This is a genomic window from Kribbella sp. NBC_00662 (genome assembly GCF_041430295.1).
Classification (GTDB): domain Bacteria; phylum Actinomycetota; class Actinomycetes; order Propionibacteriales; family Kribbellaceae; genus Kribbella.
In genome coordinates this window covers 4902370-4921698 of sequence record NZ_CP109029.1, presented here as the reverse complement: position 1 = coordinate 4921698, position 19329 = coordinate 4902370, and the positions used below count along the sequence as shown (strand labels likewise).

Annotated in this window: 18 protein-coding genes; 14 read left to right on the top strand and 4 right to left on the bottom strand. The window is 69.4% G+C overall.

What is annotated here, in order from left to right:
• Positions 1 to 180: 180 nt before the first annotated feature.
• Entirely contained in the window at positions 181 to 2907 is a 2727-nt protein-coding gene (aceE, locus tag OHA10_RS24710) for a pyruvate dehydrogenase (acetyl-transferring), homodimeric type (protein WP_371407987.1), read from the top strand.
• 135 nt (positions 2908 to 3042) lie between these two features.
• On the top strand, positions 3043 to 3378 hold the full coding sequence (locus OHA10_RS24705; protein ID WP_371401138.1) for a hypothetical protein: 336 nt from the start codon (positions 3043 to 3045) through the stop codon (positions 3376 to 3378).
• A 70-nt stretch (positions 3379 to 3448) separates the two neighbouring features.
• On the opposite strand, the gene OHA10_RS24700 is transcribed toward OHA10_RS24705, so the two are convergent.
• Positions 3449 to 4033, bottom strand: a complete 585-nt coding sequence (locus OHA10_RS24700; RefSeq protein WP_371401137.1) for a TetR/AcrR family transcriptional regulator — start codon at positions 4031 to 4033, stop codon at positions 3449 to 3451.
• A gap of 100 nt (positions 4034 to 4133) precedes the next feature.
• Here OHA10_RS24700 and OHA10_RS24695 point away from each other — a divergent pair, with 100 nt between their 5' ends.
• From OHA10_RS24695 to OHA10_RS24670, 6 genes are all read left to right on the top strand, one after another.
• Positions 4134 to 4910, top strand: coding sequence for a DUF998 domain-containing protein (locus OHA10_RS24695; RefSeq protein ID WP_371401136.1), 777 nt, complete (start codon positions 4134 to 4136; stop codon positions 4908 to 4910).
• On the top strand, positions 4903 to 5961 hold the full coding sequence (locus tag OHA10_RS24690) for an SDR family oxidoreductase (protein ID WP_371401135.1): 1059 nt from the start codon (positions 4903 to 4905) through the stop codon (positions 5959 to 5961). The genes OHA10_RS24695 and OHA10_RS24690 overlap by 8 nt, the downstream gene beginning before the upstream one ends.
• Positions 5962 to 6031: 70 nt before the next feature.
• Positions 6032 to 6328, top strand: coding sequence for a hypothetical protein (locus OHA10_RS24685; RefSeq protein ID WP_371401134.1), 297 nt, complete (start codon positions 6032 to 6034; stop codon positions 6326 to 6328).
• Complete coding sequence (locus OHA10_RS24680; protein ID WP_371401133.1) at positions 6325 to 7410, top strand: flavin-containing monooxygenase; 1086 nt, start codon at positions 6325 to 6327, stop codon at positions 7408 to 7410. Before OHA10_RS24685 ends, OHA10_RS24680 begins: the two co-directional genes overlap by 4 nt.
• Positions 7411 to 7444: 34 nt before the next feature.
• Positions 7445 to 9079, top strand: coding sequence for a LuxR C-terminal-related transcriptional regulator (locus OHA10_RS24675; protein WP_371401132.1), 1635 nt, complete (start codon positions 7445 to 7447; stop codon positions 9077 to 9079).
• A gap of 74 nt (positions 9080 to 9153) precedes the next feature.
• The gene (locus OHA10_RS24670) at positions 9154 to 9678 is read left to right on the top strand and encodes a hypothetical protein (RefSeq protein WP_371401131.1); all 525 of its coding nucleotides are present in this window, start codon (positions 9154 to 9156) and stop codon (positions 9676 to 9678) included.
• On the opposite strand, the gene OHA10_RS24665 is transcribed toward OHA10_RS24670, so the two are convergent.
• Complete coding sequence (locus OHA10_RS24665; RefSeq protein WP_371401130.1) at positions 9653 to 10660, bottom strand: pirin family protein; 1008 nt, start codon at positions 10658 to 10660, stop codon at positions 9653 to 9655. The genes OHA10_RS24670 and OHA10_RS24665 overlap by 26 nt on opposite strands.
• The gene (locus OHA10_RS24660; protein WP_371401129.1) at positions 10657 to 11700 is read right to left on the bottom strand and encodes a PHP domain-containing protein; all 1044 of its coding nucleotides are present in this window, start codon (positions 11698 to 11700) and stop codon (positions 10657 to 10659) included. The genes OHA10_RS24665 and OHA10_RS24660 overlap by 4 nt, the downstream gene beginning before the upstream one ends.
• 137 nt (positions 11701 to 11837) lie before the next feature.
• Here OHA10_RS24660 and OHA10_RS24655 point away from each other — a divergent pair, with 137 nt between their 5' ends.
• The 6 genes from OHA10_RS24655 (at position 11838) to OHA10_RS24630 (ending at position 18428) form a co-directional block, all read left to right on the top strand.
• Positions 11838 to 13040 (top strand): PucR family transcriptional regulator, encoded by a 1203-nt coding sequence (locus OHA10_RS24655; RefSeq protein ID WP_371401128.1) that lies wholly within the window; start codon positions 11838 to 11840, stop codon positions 13038 to 13040.
• A 78-nt stretch (positions 13041 to 13118) separates the two neighbouring features.
• Entirely contained in the window at positions 13119 to 14312 is a 1194-nt protein-coding gene (locus OHA10_RS24650) for an acyltransferase domain-containing protein (RefSeq protein WP_371401127.1), read from the top strand.
• Positions 14309 to 15298 carry a beta-ketoacyl-ACP synthase III gene (locus OHA10_RS24645; RefSeq protein ID WP_371401126.1) on the top strand — a complete coding sequence of 330 codons (990 nt, stop codon included), beginning with the start codon at positions 14309 to 14311 and terminating at the stop codon, positions 15296 to 15298. The genes OHA10_RS24650 and OHA10_RS24645 overlap by 4 nt, the downstream gene beginning before the upstream one ends.
• Positions 15299 to 15388: 90 nt before the next feature.
• On the top strand, positions 15389 to 15637 hold the full coding sequence (locus OHA10_RS24640; protein WP_130446978.1) for an acyl carrier protein: 249 nt from the start codon (positions 15389 to 15391) through the stop codon (positions 15635 to 15637).
• Between the two features lie 114 nt (positions 15638 to 15751).
• Positions 15752 to 16987 carry a beta-ketoacyl synthase gene (locus tag OHA10_RS24635; RefSeq protein WP_371401125.1) on the top strand — a complete coding sequence of 412 codons (1236 nt, stop codon included), beginning with the start codon at positions 15752 to 15754 and terminating at the stop codon, positions 16985 to 16987.
• A gap of 16 nt (positions 16988 to 17003) precedes the next feature.
• Entirely contained in the window at positions 17004 to 18428 is a 1425-nt protein-coding gene (locus OHA10_RS24630) for an acyl-CoA carboxylase subunit beta (RefSeq protein WP_371401124.1), read from the top strand.
• 244 nt (positions 18429 to 18672) lie between these two features.
• On the opposite strand, the gene OHA10_RS24625 is transcribed toward OHA10_RS24630, so the two are convergent.
• Entirely contained in the window at positions 18673 to 19170 is a 498-nt protein-coding gene (locus tag OHA10_RS24625) for a DUF3145 domain-containing protein (protein WP_350850966.1), read from the bottom strand.
• Positions 19171 to 19329: the final 159 nt, after the last annotated feature.

The following is a 19329-nucleotide window of genomic DNA, read 5'->3' as shown; positions in this document are numbered from 1 at the left end:
GTGGCGGGTACCGGGCGTGTCCGCTGGGATCGGGCCCGGCCAGCCGGAATCGGCCCGGAAGGGAAGGCGAAGTAGAACGCATTCCGAACAGGTGACAGGATTGCGGTGAAGAGCAACCAGAGAGAACGGCAGGACACCGTGGCTTCCGGACACGAACCACCAGCCATCATCACCGAGGGGATGCCCACCCAGCTCCCCGACATCGACCCCGACGAGACGCGTGAATGGGTCGAATCGCTCGACGCCGTCCTGGACGAACGGGGCAAGGCGCGAGCGCGCTACCTGATGCTCAAACTGATCGAGCGAGCCCGGGAGCGACAGGTCGGCGTGCCCGCACTGCGGAGCACCGACTACATCAACTCGATCCCGCCCGAGCGGGAGCCGTGGTTCCCCGGCGACGAGCACATCGAGCGCCGGATCCGGGCCTTCATCCGGTGGAACGCCGCGGTGATGGTGAGCAAGGCCAACCGCAAGGGCCTGGAGGTCGGCGGCCACATCGCCACCTATCAGTCCGCGGCCAGCCTGTACGAGGTCGGCTTCAACCACTTCTTCCGCGGCAAGGACCACCCCGGCGGCGGCGACCAGATCTTCATCCAGGGTCACGCCTCCCCCGGTATGTACGCGCGCGCCTTCCTCGAGGGCCGGCTGTCCGCGGACGACCTGGACGGGTTCCGCCAGGAGGTCTCCCGCGGCCCGCACCAGGGCCTGTCGTCGTACCCGCACCCCCGGCTGATGCCGGACTTCTGGGAGTTCCCGACCGTCTCGATGGGACTGGCCGCGCTGAACTCGATCTACCAGGCGCGCTTCAACCGGTACCTGCACAACCGCGGTATCAAGGACACCAGCCAGCAGCACGTCTGGGCGTTCCTCGGTGACGGCGAGATGGGTGAGCCGGAGTCGCTCGGCGCGATCGGCCTGGCCGCGCGCGAGGAGCTCGACAACCTCACCTTCGTGATCAACTGCAACCTGCAGCAGCTGGACGGACCGGTCCGCGGCAACGGCAAGGTGATCCAGGAGCTGGAGGCGTTCTTCCGCGGCGCCGGCTGGAACGTGATCAAGGTGATCTGGGGCCGCGAGTGGGACAACCTGCTGGCCCAGGACCACGACGGCGCGCTGGTGAACAAGATGAACACCACGCCCGACGGCCAGTTCCAGACGTACTCCGTCGAGTCCGGTGAGTACATCCGGAACAACTTCTTCGGCGGCGACCAGCGGCTGCAGCAGATGGTCAGCAACCTGTCCGACGAGGACCTGCGCAAGCTGCCCCGCGGCGGTCACGACTACCGCAAGGTGTACGCCGCGTTCAAGAGCGCGACCGAGCACGTCGGCCAGCCGACCGTGATCCTGGCCCAGACGATCAAGGGCTGGACGATCGAGGCGCTGGAGGGCCGCAACGCGACCCACCAGATGAAGAAGCTGACCTCGGACGACCTGAAGGCGTTCCGCGACCGGCTCTACCTGCCGATCGAGGACAAGGACCTCGAGGACGCGTACAACCCGCCGTACTTCCACCCCGGCAAGGACTCGCCGGAGTACCAGTACATGATGGACCGGCGCAAGCAGCTCGGCGGTTCGCTGCCGCAGCGCAAGGTCGCGCCGAAGACGCTGAAGCTGCCGGGCGACGACGTGTACAAGCCGCTGTCCAAGGGCAGCCACGCGCCGATCGCCACCACGATGGCGCTGGTCCGGCTGTTCCGGGACCTGATGAAGGACCCGGAGATCGGCCACCGGATCGTCCCGATCGCCCCGGACGAGTACCGCACGTTCGGTATGGACTCGATGTTCCCGACGGCGAAGATCTACTCGCCGCACGGGCAGAACTACGAGGCCGTCGACCGCAACCTGCTGCTGTCGTGGAAGGAGTCCTCGGCGGGCCAGCTGCTGCACGAGGGCATCAGCGAGGCCGGCGCGATGGGCTCGGTGATCGCGGCGGGTACGGCGTACGCCACGCACGGTGAGCCGATGATCCCGTTCTACATCTTCTACTCGATGTTCGGGTTCCAGCGGACCGGCGACTTCATGTGGGCGTTCGGCGACCAGCTCGGCCGCGGCTTCCTGATCGGCGCGACCGCCGGCCGGACGACGCTGACCGGTGAGGGACTGCAGCACGCGGACGGACACTCGCCGCTGCTCGCCTCGACCAACCCGGCCGTCGTGCACTACGACCCGGCGTTCGCGTACGAGATCGCGTACATCGTGAAGGACGGCCTGCGCCGGATGTACGGCTACGGCCTGGACGCGGACAAGCCGGTCGGCGAGGACGTCTTCTACTACCTCACCGTCTACAACGAGCCGGTGGCCCAGCCGGTCGAGCCGGAGAACCTCGACGTCGACGGGCTGCTCAAGGGCATGTACCGCTTCAACGAGTACCAGACCGCCGAGGGCGACGACGTACCGCGGGTGCAGCTGCTCGGGTCCGGTGTGGCGCTGCCGTGGGTGCTGAAGGCCCAGCAGATCCTCGCCGAGGAGTACTCCGTTGCCGCGGACATCTGGTCGGTGACCTCGTGGAACGAACTGCGCCGCGACGCGGTCGCCGCCGAGCAGCACAACCTGCTGCACCCGGAGGAGCCGGAGCAGGTGCCGTTCGTGACCGAGCAACTGAAGGACACCAAGGGCCCGGTCGTTGCCGTCAGCGACTTCATGCGCGCGGTGCAGGACCAGATCTCCCGCTGGGTGCCGAACGACTACACCTCGCTCGGGACCGACGGCTTCGGTCTGGCCGACACCCGGGCCGCGGCCCGTCGGCACTTCCAGGTCGACGCCGAGTCGATCGTCGTCGCGACGCTGGAGATCCTGGCCAAGCGCGGTGACGTGAAGCCGGAGGTCGCCGCGGAGGCAGCCCGCAAGTTCCGCATCGACGACCCGACCGCGGTCGCCGGCGTGAAGCAAGAGGGCGCCGGCGCCTGATCCACCCCTACGGGCCGCTCTTCCCCAAATTCGGGAGGAGCGGCCCGTCGCGTTTCCACGCTCCGGCCATGCCTGAACTGATCGAGCCGACCGCGGCCGAGTGGGCGACGCCCCACGCGCGAGCACCTGTTCGCGGTGCTGCTGGCAGACCAGCTCGACCTGCTCCGCGACGCAGCGGAGGTGGCACTCGCGGCAGGGGCGGACATCGCTAGCCTCGCCGCCTGGTTGCGCCTCTACTACCGCATCGGCCGCAGCTATCGCGGCATGAGCGCTTACCTGGCAGGCGAACCGCGCGACACCGGCATCGAGGGGCAGGGTGGGCACGGCCGAGACGACCCGGAGTCGCCGATGATGCTCGCCTGCTCTCCGATGCGGGCAGCCTTCGCCGTACTCGTGACGGACGAGCCAGCGCCCGAGATGAGCGCGGGCGCGGTGGCGGGGCGACCTTTGGTCGCGGGCTCCTCTACTTGATCGGCCGCGACGCCGTAGCAGCAGCGGAGTACCTCCCTAGGCGCGCGCCACGGCGGGCACCCGTGGGCGGTCAGATCGGCTGGGGCGCGTCCTTCAGGCCGGAGAACACGGCGGCGATCAGTCGTCGTCCCTGAGTCACGCCTTCCTCGTTGTTCGCGACGCGCCACAGGAAGCTCATCAGCATGATGATGTCGGCGGGGTCATGCCCGGGGGCAATCGTGCCCTCGGCCACGCAGGCGTCGACCAGCTTCGCTACCGCGGCGGTGGTCGGCGCCCAGGAGGCACTGATCAGCTCCTGGGTCGCGGCGCTGTGCAACGCGTCGCCGAGACCGTGCTTGATGCGGATGTAGGCCGACAGTGTCTCGAACCACTCGATGAACGCAGCCTTGGCCGATGAGTGACGTGCCAGCACCTCGTCGGCGGCGACGGTCAGACGCTCGATGTCGTGCTGGTACGCCGCCAGGATCAGGTCCTCGCGGGTGGGGAAGTGCCGGTACAGCGTTCCGGCGCCCACGCCCGCGCGCTTGGCGACTTCACTCAGCGGCACGAGCGGGTTGTCCGCGAACAAGTCATGAGCGGCCTCGATGATCGCGACCCGGTTGCGCGCGGCGGCCTTGCGCTGCGTGCCGTAGGTGCTCGGGGTCCCGTCGGTCATGGCTCGATGATGCCCCACCTTTGACTTGCGGACAATCCTCCGCTAGTTTGGCATGAACTTGCGGAGAATGCTCCGCAAGTTCATCCTCGCAGGAGACTCCATGAGTGATCTGAAGCTCGGCGCCACCGGCCTGAACGGCGCTGAAGTGAACTCGGTCGTCCGCGGCGGCGCCGCCGGCCGCCGCGGCGCGATCCTGATATTGCTCGGCCCATTGGTGTCATGGGTGGCGGAGTTCGTGACGGCCGCGGCCTGGCAGAACCCGCACTACTCGCCGTTCTACAACTGGGTCAGCCACCTCGGTCTGACCGGTCCGAGCCAAGTCGCGTTCGGGCAAGTCGGAAACTCCCCGCTGGGCGCGGTCATGGACACCGGCTGGGTCCTCTACGGCGTCCTGCTCATCGTCGGCGCACTGCTGACCTTCGATCCGCGCAAGGGGGCCCGACCCGTCGCGATCGTCGTACTGGCGGTCCTGTCCGGCGTCGGTGTGTCGCTGGTGGGTCTCTTCCAAGGCTCCAGCGCGAACGTGGCGAACGGTCTGATCGCCTTCCACACATCCGGCGCGCAGGGCGTGATGCTGGCCGGCAACGTCATGGCGATCGTCGTCGGCGCCAGCGGCGCCCGAATCGGTCTGGGTCGCGGCCGCCGGATCGCGAGCATCGTGCTTGGCATTGTCGGCCTGGCCGCGTTCCCGGTGTTCATGGCCGATGTGCTCACCGGCTGGGCGTGGAACATCGGGATGTTCGAACGCGCCGTGATCTACCCGATCATGATCGGCCACGTGCTCCTCGGCAGCGGCCTGATGGTCGCCCGAGACCGGCGCCGATCCGCCCACTACGTTCTCTCCGCTGAGACGCTTGCGAGGTCGACTCATGTCTGAAGTGCTTGTCACGGGCGGTTCGGGATACATCGGCAGCTGGTGCGTTCTCGCGCTGCTGGCGAACGGTCACACCGTGCGCACCACCGTGCGCGATCTGAAGAAGGAGCCCGCGGTGCGGGCCATGCTGCGGGCCGGAGGTGCGCCCGAGGACGCGAAGCTGACCGTATTGGCGGCGGACCTCCAGCAGGACGCCGGCTGGCGTGAGGCGGTCGAGCGCTGCGACTATGTGCTCCATGTCGCCTCCCCCACCCTGAACAACCTGTCCAGCAGCGACGCCGACATGGTCGGTCCCGCTCGGGACGGTGTGCTGCGCGTCCTGCAGGCGGCGCGCGAGGCCGGTGTGCAGCGGGTGGTTCTGACGTCGGCGTTCGGGGCGGTCGGGATGGGACATCCGGAGAAGTCGCGGGTGTTCACCGAGGAGGACTGGAGCAATGTGGACGCCGGTATCGCGCCGTACCAGAAGTCCAAGACGCTGGCGGAGAAGGCGGCCTGGGAGTTCGTCGCCGAGAACGGCGATATCGAGTTGGCAGTGGTGAACCCCGTCGGCGTGTTCGGCCCTGTTCTCGGCTCCGACTACTCGCCGTCGCTGGGCCTGGTGCAGCGGATGCTGGACGGTGACCTGCCCGCGCTGCCGAAATTCGCGATGGGATACGTGGACGTGCGCGACGTGGCGGACCTGCACCTGCGGGCGATGACCGATCCGGCCGCGGCTGGAGAACGCTTCCTCGCGATCTCCGGGCACAGCCTGTGGACGCGCGAGATCGCGGCAATCCTGCGCGACCGCCTCGGCGATCGCGCCTCCAAGGTACCCACGCGCGAACTACCGGTGTGGACGGCGCGACTCCTCGCCCGGGTCAACCCGGGGCTGCGCATCCTGCGGCCGCAGCTGGGCAGGAACTTCGACGCCACCTCGGACAAGGCGCAGCGGATGCTGGGCTGGTCACCACGGCCGATCGAGGACACCATCGTCGACACGGCGGAGAGCCTGCTCGCACTGAACGGCGCGACCGTCCAACCGCGGCGCCACACCGACATACGACAAACCTCGTAGTCGGGCACTCTCGCGAGTTGCGCATTCCGTCCGATGCGGTGGGCGGCCCGCGGTCCCTACCGTCGGTGGCATGACTGGCGCAAGCGTTGCTCTTCTCGCGGGGACGATGTCCACCATCCTCTTCGCGTCGAGCGCCCTGCCGATGGTGGTCCGGGCGATCCGGACCCGCGACCTGGTGTCCTACAGCCCCGCCAACCTGGTGCTGGCCAACGTCGGCAACGCCGTCCACTGCATCTATGTGGTGCACCTGCCGCCAGGACCGATCTGGATCCTGCACGGCTTCTACGTGGTGACGTCCGCGCTGATGCTGCTGTGGTGGCTGCGGTTCCACACGCTCCGGCGCGACGTGGAAGGGAGACCCGCATGAACACGATCATCATCGGCGCAGGACAGGCCGGGCTCGCCACCGGTTACCACCTACAGCGGCTCGGCGAGCCGTTCACGATCCTCGACGGCAACGCGCGGGTGGGAGACCAGTGGCGGTCGCACTGGGACAGCCTCAAGCTCTACTCGCCGGCGAAGTACGACGGCCTGCCCGGCCTCCGGTTCCCGGGCGATCCGTGGCACTACCCGGGCAAGGACGAGGTCGCCGACTACCTCGCGTCGTACGCCGAGCGCTTCGCCCTGCCGATCCGGCAGAACACCCGGGTCGACAGGCTCGAGCGGCTCGATGACCAGTGGATCGTCACGGTCGGGCGCGAGCAGCTCACCGCCGACAACGTCGTCGTCGCCACCGGCACCTTCGGGCGTACGCCGTACCTCCCGGACTTCGCGGTCGACCTGGACCCGGCGATCAGGCAACTGCACTCGTCGGAGTACCAGCGGCCGGAGCAGCTCAAGGACGGAGCGGTTCTCGTGGTCGGCGGGTCGCACTCCGGCACCGACATCGCGTACGAGGTCGCGCCGACGCATCACACGATCCTGTGCGGTCGCGATCCCGGGCAGGTGCCGTTCACGCCCGGACAGCCCAGCCAGGCGTTCTTCTGGCCGCTGATGCTGTTCGCGTGGCGGCATGTGCTCACCCGCCGGACGCCGATGGGCAAGAAGGAGATGGACCACATCCGGCACCACGGCGGCCCGATGATCCGGGTCAAGCGGGCAGATCTGCTCGAGCGCGGGGTCGAGCGGGTGCCGGCCCGGGTCACCGGGACCCAGGACGGTCTGCCGATGCTGGCCGACGGACGGGTGCTGGACGTCGCGAACGTGGTCTGGGCGACCGGATTCCGGCAGGTGTTCGACTGGATCAAGATGCCGCTCGTCGGCGCCGACGGCTGGCCGCGCGAGTACCGCGGGGTGGCCGAGAACGCACCCGGTCTGTTCTTCTGCGGGCTGTCGTTCCAGTACGCCTTCAGTTCGATGGTGCTGCCCGGGGTCGGGCGGGACGCGGCGTACGTCGCCAAGCGGATCTCGGCCCGGGTCCGCAGCGAGCGGAGTCTTGCCGTCGCCTGAGCCGACAGGGCATGCTCGCCAGTGGGGGCATCTGATGGGGATTGTCGACGATCTGCAGCGAGCCCGGATCGCGTTCGAGCGACGCGACTGGGCCGCTGCGTACGACCGCCTGACCGCGGCCGACGGGGAGCCGGCGACGGCCGGTCTCGGCGCGGACGACCTGATGACGCTGGCGATGGCCGCGTTCCTGCTCGGCGACATCGATGCCTCCATCCGGGCACTGCAGCGCGGATACCGGCGGCGGATCGACGACGGCGAGGTACTGGGCGCCGTGCGGTTCGCGTTCTGGCTGGCCCGTGTGCACAACGGCCGCGGTGAGGGCGCGGTCGGCAGCGGGTGGGCCGCACGGGCCGAACGGCTGCTGGCCGACCAGTCCGGCGATGTGGTGGAGCGGGGATACCTGCTGATCCACGACTTCTTCCGCTGCGTGGATCGCGGCGATCTCGCCGGCGCGGTGGCCATCGGCGACGAGATCGTCAGCGTCGCGCGCCGGCACGACGATCCGGATCTGCTCGCGCAAGGGCTGGTGTGCAAGGGCCGGATGATGATGTACGCCGGTCAGGTGCCGGAAGGCCTCGCCATCCTCGACGAGGCGATGGTCGGCGTCGCGGCCGGCGAGCTCTCACCGATCTTCGCCGGCACGGTCTACTGCGCGATGATCGACGCCTGCCAGGAGGTCCTCGACTTCGCCCGGGCATCGGCGTGGACGACAGCACTCACGCGCTGGTGCGACTCACAGCCGGACCTGGTGCCGTTCACCGGGCAGTGCGCCGTACATCGGGGACAGATCCTGCGGCTGCATGCGGCGTACCCGGAGGCGCTGGCGGAGTTCGAGGACGCGTGCCAGCGGTATGCGGCGTTGGGGTACGACGTGGCAGCCGGGCTGGCGATGAGCGAGCGCGGCGACGTACTGCGGATCCGCGGTGAGTACGCCGCGGCGGAGTCGTCGTACGACCAGGCCGCCAGCTACGGGTACGAGGCGCAGCCGGGGCGAGCATTGCTGATGACGGCGCGTGGGCGGGTGTCGGGCGCGGTTGCTGCAGTACGGCGGCTGCTCGCGGAAACGGGTGATCCGGTGCATCGATCGCGGCTGCTGGCGGGGGCGGTTGAGGTCCTGCTCGCGGGTGACGAGCTGGCCGAGGCCGAGGAGGCTGCTGGTCAGCTGTCGACGATCGCCGAGGAGTTCGGGTGTGTGGGGTTGCGGGCGTCCGCGGCGTACTGTCTCGCGCTGGTGGCGCTCGAGGGTGAGGATCCGGATCGGGCACTACCGCAGGCGCGGGCAGCGGCGCAACTGTGGGGCGAGCTGCGAGCGCCGTACGAGGTGGCACGGGCGAAGGTCCTTGTCGGGCGGGCGGTGCGGATGCTCGGAGACGACGACTCGGGCACTGCCGAGCTGACCGCGGCCTGCCGGACGTTCGCCGAGCTCGGGGCCGACGCGGCGCGTCAGGAGGCCGACAAGTTGATCGGCCGCAGCGCCGGTGGGCTCACCGGGCGGGAACTGGACGTCCTCCGGTTGGTTGCAGTGGGCAACAGTAACGCCGAGATCGCCGGACTGCTGGTGCTGAGCGACAAGACGGTCGCGCGGCATCTCACCAACATCTTCGCGAAGCTCGACGTACCGTCACGGACGGCGGCCGCGGCGTACGCCCGGGATCACGACCTGCTGTGAAAGGTCCTTCGGAGGGAGCACGTTCCCTCTGGCGGGTGAGGTGACGCCGGGCCGGTTCGCCGGATCCTCGAAGGGTGAACACGACTGAACGGCCCGTCCCCCGCTGGGCCTACCGCCTCGCCCACGTCGTCCCGTTCCTGACCCTGCCGTCCGGCCTGTGGCGACTGGGACTGGTCTTCGGCTCGTCGATGGGCCTGCTCGACGCCAACGGCAACCCGACGTACCTCGAAGGCGTCGGCGGCAAGGTGTACGTCGTCAGCCTGACGATCTTCTCCGAGCTGGTCGCACTGACGGCCCTCGGCCTGGTGCACCGCTGGGGCGAGGTCGCACCTCGCTGGATCCCCGTCCTCGGCGGACGCCGGGTCGCGCCGTACGCCGCCATCGTCCCGGCCACCCTCGGCGCGCTGTCCCTCATCGCGATCTGGACCTACGGCTTCCGCGATGTGTGGACGGACCATTTCATCCCGTTCTCCGGCACGGCCTGGAAGACCCTGATGCTGGCCTGCTACCTACCGCTGTACCTGTGGGGCCCGGCGCTCCTGGTCCTGACCTGGGCGTACTACCGGCGCCGCGTCAGCGTGACCGCGGTCGCGGTTTGAGCGTGGTGGCCGGCAACGGCGGAGCCGGGAGCGGCTCGCCGTCGTAGCCGGGGACCATGGCGAAGCGGTCGTTGCCGCGGGCAGCGATCGCTTCCTGCCAGGAGTTGCGGGCGGCGACGATCTCTTCGTGGGAGCGGCCAATGAAGTTCCACCACATCACCAGCTGCTCCTCGAAGGGTTCGCCGCCGAGCAGGAGGAAGCGGACACCGTTGTCAGAGGCAACTAGATTTATCGACTCGCGGTTCGCGCCCAGGTAGACCATCTCGCCGAAGCCGGGATGCAGATCCCCGACCGCGAGCGAGCCGTCGACGACGAGTACGGCGTACTCGTTGGACGGGGTCAGCGGGAGTGCCAGCGTGCGACCGGGCTCGACGGTGATGTCGGCGCCGACGAGCGGGGTGTAGGCCGGTGCGGGCGAGGTGACGCCGGCGACCGTGCCGATCATGACGGTTGCGTGGGCGCCGTCGAGGTCGACCTCCGGGAGGTCGGCGTACGCGTCGAAGGCCGGCGGGGTCGTCGTACGGACCGCGTTGGGCAGCGCGACCCACAGTTGCGCGCCGTGCAGCATCGGCGGCGCGGTCGGGGTCGAGATCTCGGAGTGCGCGATCCCGTTGCCGGCGGTCATGATGTTGAGCTCGCCCGGCCGGACGAACGCGTGCGAGCCGACGCTGTCGCGGTGCTCGATCTCACCCTCGAACAACCAGCTGACCGTCTGCAGACTCGTGTGCGGATGCGGCGGGACCTGCATACCGCGCTCCCCCGGTACGTCGTACGAGTCCACGCGCTGGGTCAGATCGTCAGGCCCGTAATGGTCCACGAAGCACCACGCGCCGACCATGCGACGGTTCTTGTTGGGCAGCAGGCGGCGTACGGTCGTCGACCGGCCGAGCACCACCTCCCGCCCTTCGAGCAGCTCCAGCGCGGGGCCTTCGCAGTCCCCGGTGCCGATGACTTCCGCCGGATCCTTCTCGAGATCGCTCATGATGCGGTCCATTCCAGGAGTTGCTGCTGGTCCCAGGTGTTGATGACCCGGTCAGGGGTGACGCCGCAGTCCTCGGCGCGCTCGCAGCCGTAGACCTGCCAGTCGAGCTGACCGGGTGCGTGCGCGTCGGTGTCGATCGAGAACATGCAGCCCATCTCGACCGCCAGCGACAGCAGGCGTTTCGGCGGGTCGAGGCGTTCGGGGCGGGAGTTGATCTCGACCGCCGTACCGAACTGACGGCAGGCCTCGAACACCACCTCGGGGTCGAACTCCGACTCGGGACGGGTACCGCGGCCGCCGGTGATCAACCGGCCGGTGCAGTGGCCGAGGACGTCGACGTGCGGGTTCGCGATCGCGCGGACCATCCGCTCGGTCATCGGTTCGGACGCCATCCGGAGCTTCGAATGCACGCTGGCGACGACCACGTCCAGCCGGGCCAGGATCTCGGTGTCGCAGTCGAGCGTGCCGTCCTCGTTGATGTCGACCTCGATCCCGTTCAGGATCTGGAAGCCGTCCAGCTCGTCGGCCAGCTTCTTGTTGAGCTCGGCAACGACCTCGAGCTGCTGGAGACGGCGTTCGCGGGACAGCCCGTTGGCGACGGTCAGCCGGGGCGAGTGGTCGGTCAGCGCCATGTACGAGTGGCCGAGGCGATGCGCCGTACGCGCCATCTCCTCGATCGGACTGCCGCCGTCGGACCACTCCGAGTGCAGATGCAGATCGGCCTTGAGGTCCGCACGCATCTGCTTGCCCGCGGTGGTCAGCTCACCCGCGGCCTCTTCCAGCTTGACCAGGTACGACGGGGTCGCGCCGTCCATCGCCTCGACGATGACGGCCTCGGTCTTCGGGCCGATCCCGGCGAGCTCGGTCAGCGTCCCGGCGCGGCGGCGAGCGCGCACCTCGGCGGCCGGTAGCGCGGCGATCGTGTCGGCGGCCCGCCGGTAGGCCTTCACCCGGTGCGTCGGCTGCCGGTCCCGCTCGAGGTAGTACCCGATGGCGCGCAGTGCCGCGATCGCGTCCTCCACGCCCGCTTTGTCCGTCATCCCCCCATCTTCCGACATTTGGCCGGCTCACCCATCACGTTGGGGGTTCCTGACCCTGGATACGGGTCAGAAACCCCTCATCTGGTGGGTCAACCAGGCAAATGCGGTCGAGAGGGGCCGGGGGCTAGGGTCGGGGTGTGGTGAAGGGGACGAAGGCGCATCTGGCGCGGGCGGAGCGGTTGCAGGGCGCGACCGGGGCGCTCGCCACCGCTGCGATGGCGGCGATGGAGGACAAGCTCCCCTGGTTCGCGAAGCTCTCGGCGCAAGACCGGTCCTGGATCGGGCTGGTCGCACAGTCGGGCATCTCGGCGTTCGTCGAATGGTTCCGCGACCCGGACGCGCACTCCTCGATGCCGACCCGGATCTTCGGGTCCGCGCCGCGCGAGTTCACCCGGGTCATCTCGCTGCACCAGACGGTCGACCTGGTCCGGACGACGATCGAGACCATCGAGACCACCATCGGCACGCTGCTCCCGCCCGACGACGTACCGATCGTCCACGAGGCCATCCAGCGCTACGCCCGTGAGGTCGCCTTCGCCGCGGCCACTGTCTACGCGCAGGCCGCCGAGATGCGCGGCGCCTGGGACGCCCGGCTCGAAGCCCTGCTCGTCGACTCGGTCATCCGCGGCGAGGCCGACGAGTCGGTCCGGTCACGCGCATCGGCCCTCGGCTGGACGGGCGCCGCCGGTACGACGGGATCCGCGGAAGTCGCCGTGGTCGTCGGGCGGGCCGGGGACACCGAAACCACCTCGAACGTGGCCGACATGGTCCGTCAGGCCGCCCGTGAGGCCGGCGCCGACGCACTGTGCGCGATCCAGGGCGACCGTCTGGTCGTGGTCCTCGGGGGTACGAGCAAACCTGTCGAGATCGTACAAAAACTGGCCCAATGGTTTGGACCCGGCCCGATCGTCGTCGGCCCGGTCGTGAAGGACCTGATGTCGGCCGTCACCTCGGCCCGGGCCGCCGTCGCCGGCCTTCGCGCCGCGGTCGCCTGGCCCGGTGCGCCGCGACCGGTCCAGGCCGACGAACTGCTCCCCGAACGGTCACTCTCCGGAGACGGCCACGCCCGGCGCCAGCTCGCCAACGAGGTCTACGGCCCGCTCACGGTCGGCGATGGCGTGCTGCTCGACACGGTTTCGGCGTACCTGGACTCCGGCGGATCGATCGAGGCGACGGCCCGGGCGATGTTCATCCACGCCAATACCGTCCGGTACCGCTTGAAGCGTGTGGCCGACATCACGGCGTACAACCCGCTCGATCCCCGCGACGCTTTCACATTGCGTGTCGCACTGACCTTGGGCCGCCTGCTCAATCCGGAGCCGGGAACCACCGTTTTGTAGGATCTCCACAAACCGGCCTCCGAGAATTCGTGCTCGCCCTGCGGCTCTCGACCGGCCCAGGTAAGGGAGAGTTGGCACGTGCTCGTCATCGTCGCGCCCGGTCAGGGTGCCCAGACCCCAGGATTCCTCGAGCCGTGGCTGGCGGATCCCGTGTTCGAGAGCCGGCTGAACTGGCTCTCCGCGGTGGCCGGTCTCGACCTCGCCCACTACGGCACGCAGGCCGACGCGGACACGATCCGCGACACCGCGATCGCCCAGCCGCTGCTGGTCGCGTCCAGCATGCTGGCCGCGCTGGCGGTGTTCCCGCACCCGGCCGACGCGATCACCAAGGTCGGCGCGGTCGCCGGCCACAGCGTCGGTGAGCTCGCCGCCGCGGCCGGCACCGGCGTGCTGACCGCCGAGCAGGCGATGGTCCTGGTCCGCGAGCGCGGCAAGGCGATGGCCGCCGCGGCGGCGCAGACCGCGACCTCGATGACCGCGGTCCTGGGCGGTGACCGCGACGAGATCCTGGCCAAGCTCGCCGAGCACGGCCTGACCGCTGCGAACGACAACGGCCCCGGCCAGATCGTTGCCGCCGGCACCGTTGAGGAGCTGGCCGCGCTGGCCGCCGACCCGCCGGCCAAGACCCGGCTGATCCCGCTGTCGGTCGCGGGCGCGTTCCACACCAAGCACATGGAGCCGGCGGTGCAGACGCTGGCGAAGTACGCGACCGCCATCAGCACGCACGACCCGCGGACCCGCCTGATCTCGAACCGCGACGGCCACGTCGTCCACGACGGCCGGGACGTCCTGCAGCGGCTGGTGAACCAGGTGAACGCGCCGGTCCGCTGGGACCTGTGCATGCAGACCATGTCGGACCTCGACGTGACCGGCATCCTCGAGCTGCCGCCGGCGGGCACGCTGACCGGTATCGCGCGGCGTGCGCTGAAGGGTGTCGAGACGTTCGCGCTCAAGACCCCGGACCAGCTCGACGACGCCCGCGCGTTCGTGGACAAGCACGGCAGCCCGTCCGAGATCGACGCCTCCCCGACCTGGCGCCTGCTGGTCGCCCCGATCAAGGGCACCTTCACCCGCGCGGTCGACGTACGCCGGGAGTCCGGTGACACCGTTGCTGCCGGTGAGGTCGTGGCGAAGGTGGCGAGCCTGCGTGACGAGGTCGAGGTGACCGCCCCGCACGGCGGCATCGTGGTCGAGTGGCTGGCCGAGGAGGGCGACCCGGTCGCCCCGGGGCAGCCGCTGGTCCGCCTGCACCCGGCCGGGAGCCCGGCATGATCACGGCGTCGACGGGTTCGACGTACGCCGGAGTGCTCGGCATCGGGTCGTACCGGCCGCGCCGCGTGGTGCCGAACTCCGAGATCCTCGAGCAGATCGACTCCAGCGACGAGTGGATCCAGACCCGTTCCGGGATCAAGGAGCGGCGCTGGGCGAGCGACGACGAGACCGTGCTGATGATGTCGGTGAGCGCGGCCAAGGACGCGCTCGCCGACTCCGGCATCGACCCGGCCGAGATCGGCTGCGTGATCGTCTCGACGGTCACCCACCTGTACCAGACTCCGGCGATCGCGACCCAGATCGCGGTCGCGGTGGGCGCCCCGACCGCGGCGGCGTTCGACATCTCCGCCGCGTGCGCGGGCTTCTGCTACGGCATCGCGATGGCCAACGACCTGGTCCGCGGCGGAAGCGCGAAGTACGTGCTGGCGATCGGCGTCGAGCGGCTCAGCGACATCACCGACCGGACCGACCGCAGTACGGCGTTCATCTTCGCCGACGGCGCCGGCGCCGCGATCGTCGGCCCGACCGAGGAGCCGGGGATCGGGCCGGTCGTGTGGGGCTCGGACGGTACGCAGCACCAGGTGATCAGCCAGAAGGAGTCCTGGCAGGAGGTGCACGGCAACCACAACTGGCCGCACCTCACGATGGACGGCAACCCGGTGTTCCGCTGGGCGTCGTTCGAGATGGCGAAGACCGCGCAGCAGGCGCTGGACGCGGCCGGCGTGAAGGCCGAGCAGCTCGACCTGTTCGTCCCGCACCAGGCGAACATGCGGATCACCGACGCGATGCGGCGGGCGCTGAAGCTGCCCGAGCACGTCAAGGTCGCGCGCGACATCGAGCGCCAGGGCAACACCTCGGCAGCGTCGATCCCGCTCGCGATCACCGCGATGCGCGAGGCCGGCGAAGCCAGGTCCGGCGACCTCGCCCTGATCATCGGCTTCGGCGCCGGGCTGGTGTACGCAGCCCAGGTCATCCGGCTGCCGTAGTCCATAGTTGTCCGGGGGCGGCTCAGGTGGCCGCACCCGGCTGTACCAAAGCAGTACAGCCAGCAGAAATCCGAAAGGGAACCAGAGAACATGGCCAGCACCGAAGAGATCCGTTCCAACCTCGCCGAGATCGTGAACGAGATCGCCGGCATCCCGGTGGAGGACGTCCAGCTGGACAAGTCCTTCACCGACGACCTCGACGTTGACTCGCTCTCCATGGTGGAGGTCGTGGTGGCCGCCGAGGAGAAGTTCGACGTGAAGATCCCCGACGACGAGGTCAAGAACCTGAAGACCGTCGGCGACGCGGTCGCGTTCATCGAGCGCGCCCAGAACGGCTGACGTCCGCCGTCACCCGTGCTGGCCGGGTGCTCATCGGGATCCCTCGGTGAGCACCACGCAGTACACACCCCTCGCTCCCAACCGCAGATCTCTGATGTGAAGGATGAGGTAACCATGTCGAAGACCCGAGTCGTCATCACTGGGCTCGGAGCCACGACCCCGCTCGGGGGCGACGTGACCAGCACCTGGGAAGGACTGCTGGCCGGACGCTCCGGCGCACGGCGGCTGACCGACGAGTGGGTGCAGAACCTGGCGGTCCAGATCGCCGCACCGGCCGCGGTCGAGCCGACCGAGGTGATCGAGCGCGTGAAGGCTCGCCGTCTCGACCGTACGGCGCAACTCGCCGTGGTCGCGGCCCGTGAGGCCTGGGCCGACTCCGGCCTGGAGGACTCCGGACTGGACAAGGAGCGGCTCGGCGTCGCGGTCGCGTCCGGTATCGGCGGCCTGCACACCACGCTCTCGAACTACGACGCCCTGCTGCAGAACCCGCGCCGGGTGTCGCCGCTGGCGATCCCGATGCTGATGCCGAACTCGTCCGCGGCGTACGTGAGCCTGGAGTTCGGCGCCAAGGCCGGCGTCCACACCCCGGTCTCGGCCTGCGCGTCGGGCAACGAGGCGATCTGGCTGGGTCTGGACCAGATCCGACTCGGCCGCGCGGACGTGGTGATCGCCGGTGGCGCCGAGGGCGCGATCATGGCGCTGCCGCTGGCCGCGTTCGGGATGATGCAGGCGCTGAGCAAGCGCAACGACGACCCGGAGCGCGCCTCGCGGCCGTGGGACGTCGACCGCGACGGCTTCCTGCTCGGTGAAGGCGCCGGCGTGCTGATCCTCGAGTCGTACGAGCACGCGAAGGCGCGCGGCGTGAAGATCTACGCCGAGCTCGCCGGTGCGGGGATCTCGGCCGACGGCCACGACATCGCGCAGCCGGACCCGACCGGTTCCGGTGCGCGACGCGCGATGGAGCGGGCGTTGTCCGAGGGCGATCTGACCCCGGCCGACATCTTCCACATCAACGCGCACGCCACGTCGACGCCGCAGGGCGACATCGCCGAGTCGATCGCGATCCGGCAGGCGCTCGGCAAGGAGGCCGACCACGCGGTCGCCACCGCGCCGAAGTCGATGATCGGTCACCTGCTCGGCGGGGCCGGTGCGGTGGAGTCGGTCGCGACCGTGCTCGCCCTGCACAACCGGGTCTCGCCGCCGACCATCAACGTGGACAAGCTCGACGACCAGATCGACCTGGACGTCGCGACCGAGCAGCGCAAGCTGCCCGACGGGGACATCGCGGCGCTGAACAACTCGTTCGGCTTCGGCGGCCACAACGCCGCCATCGCATTCAAGACGCTGTAGCCCCCGGAGGACACCCATGACCGTTGCCCCGGCAAGACCCGCCAAACTCCCGCGTGAGCTGGACCCGCGCAACCCGGTCAGCCGGCTGACCAACCTGCTGGACCCGGGCAGCCTGGAGTTGATCACCCCCGACAACCTGTCGGGGATGATCGCGGCCCGCGGGCGGATTGCCGGGGCGAAGGTCGTCGCGTTCTGCTCCGACGCCACGGTGATGGGCGGCGCGATGGGCGACGAGGGCTGCGACGTCGTGGTCAAGGCGTACGAAGTCGCGCGCGCGGAGCAGGTGCCGATCATCGGCCTGTGGCACTCGGGCGGCGCGCGGCTGGCCGAGGGCGTGCTGAGCCTGCACGCGGTCGGCAAGATCTTCTACGCGATGACGCAGGCGTCCGGGAAGATCCCGCAGATCTCGGTCGTGCTCGGCCCGGCGGCGGGCGGTGCGGCGTACGGCCCGGCGCTGACCGACATCGTCATCCTCGGTCCCGAGGGCCGGATCTTCGTCACCGGGCCGGACGTGGTCCGCTCGGTCACCGGCGAGGACGTCGACATGCTCCGGCTCGGCGGCCCCGAGCCGCACGGCCGGCGGTCCGGCGTCGTCCACATCACGACCGACTCCGAGGACGCGGCGATCGAGCAGGCACGCCGGCTGACGGATCTGCTCGCGAATCAAGGCTCGATGTCCACGGACATCCCCGATACCGATCTGTCCGGGCTCCTGCCGGAGTCGGCCAAGCGTGCGTACGACGTCCATCCGCTGGTCGGAGGGGTGCTCGACTCGTCTTCCGCAGTTGAGCTCCACCAACGGTGGGCGCCGAACATCGTGACCACGCTGGGCCGGCTCGGCGGGCGGACGGTCGGTGTCATCGCCAACAATCCGCTCCGGCTCGGTGGTTGCCTCGACGCCCTATCGGCGGAGAAGGCATCACGGTTCGTCCGGATGTGCGACGCGTTCGGCATCCCGCTCGTTGTGCTGGTCGACGTACCGGGTTATCTGCCGGGCGTCGGTCAGGAGTGGGACGGCGTCGTACGGCGGGGCGCGAAGCTGCTGCATGCTTTTGCCGAGGCCGTCGTACCGCGGGTCACGCTGGTGACGCGGAAGACGTACGGCGGGGCGTACATCGCGATGAACGCCCGATCGCTCGGCGCGACGCGGGTGTTCGCGTGGCCGCGGGCCGAGGTGGCTGTGATGGGTGCGGTCGCGGCCGTGCGGGTGCTGCACCGGCGGAAGCTGGCCGAGGTCGATCCCGAACTGCGTCCGCAGGTCGAGGCCGAACTGGCCGCCGAACACGAGAAGATTGCCGGAGGCATCGACCGCGCCATCGAGATCGGCGTCGTCGACGAGGTCGTCGAGCCCACCCGCACCCGCACGGCTCTGGCGACCGCTTTGGCGAAGGCCGAGGTCGGCGGCCCGGTGCGCGGGAACCACGGCAACATTCCGCTGTAGAAACGGCTGACAGCCTTGAACGGCCGACAGCCTTGAACGGCTGGAAGGGCACGGATCCGAGGATCCGTGCCCTTCACGTGGTGCGGCCGCTGTTGTTGACAACCACCGGGGGTGTCCCGACACCCGGTGGCCCAGCGGCCACGGCCCCTCCCACCCTTGTAGAACGTCTGATGCTCAGTCTCATCGAAAAGTTCGCAGAAAGCTCCGCCCTGCACGGCTTTCTTCTGAAGTTCTCAGGAACCGCTTAGACAACCTGATGCAGCCAGCGCACGGGCGCGCCGTCGCCGGCGTAGCGGAACGGCTCGAGTTCGTCGTCCCAGGGGCGACCGAGCAAACGCTCGACCTCCTCGGTCAGGTCGGCCTCGCCCGCCGCCGCCTTCAGCATGGCCGCCTTCAGCCGCTCCTCCGGCACCATGATGTCGCCGTGGACGCCGGTGGTCGCGTGGAAGACCCCGAGCTCGGGCGTGAACGAGTACCGCTCGCCCTCGACGCCGTTGCTCGGCTCTTCGGTGACCTCGAACCGCAGCTTCTGCCATCCGCGCAGGGCGGATGCCAGCTTGGCCGCGGTACCGGCCTCGGCCTGCCAGGACAGCTCGGCCCGGTACGTGCCCTGGGCCGCAGGCTGCGGTGTCCAATCCAGTTTCACGGGCACACCTAGGATGCCGCCCGCGGCCCACTCGACATGAGGGCACAACGCTGACGGCACCGTGTGGACGTACAGAACGCCACGAGTTGTCGCCACCGGGACCTCCTGTGCTCGAGGGGCGCCTTCCCCAGCGTTCTCGAAACACACCTGTCAGTCCTGGCAGACTCGTACATCTTGCACCACGAGCACCTTCAACACCAGTAACCTCGCCGTGTCAACTACATCACCATCGTGTCGCGATTCAGGTCGACGAGC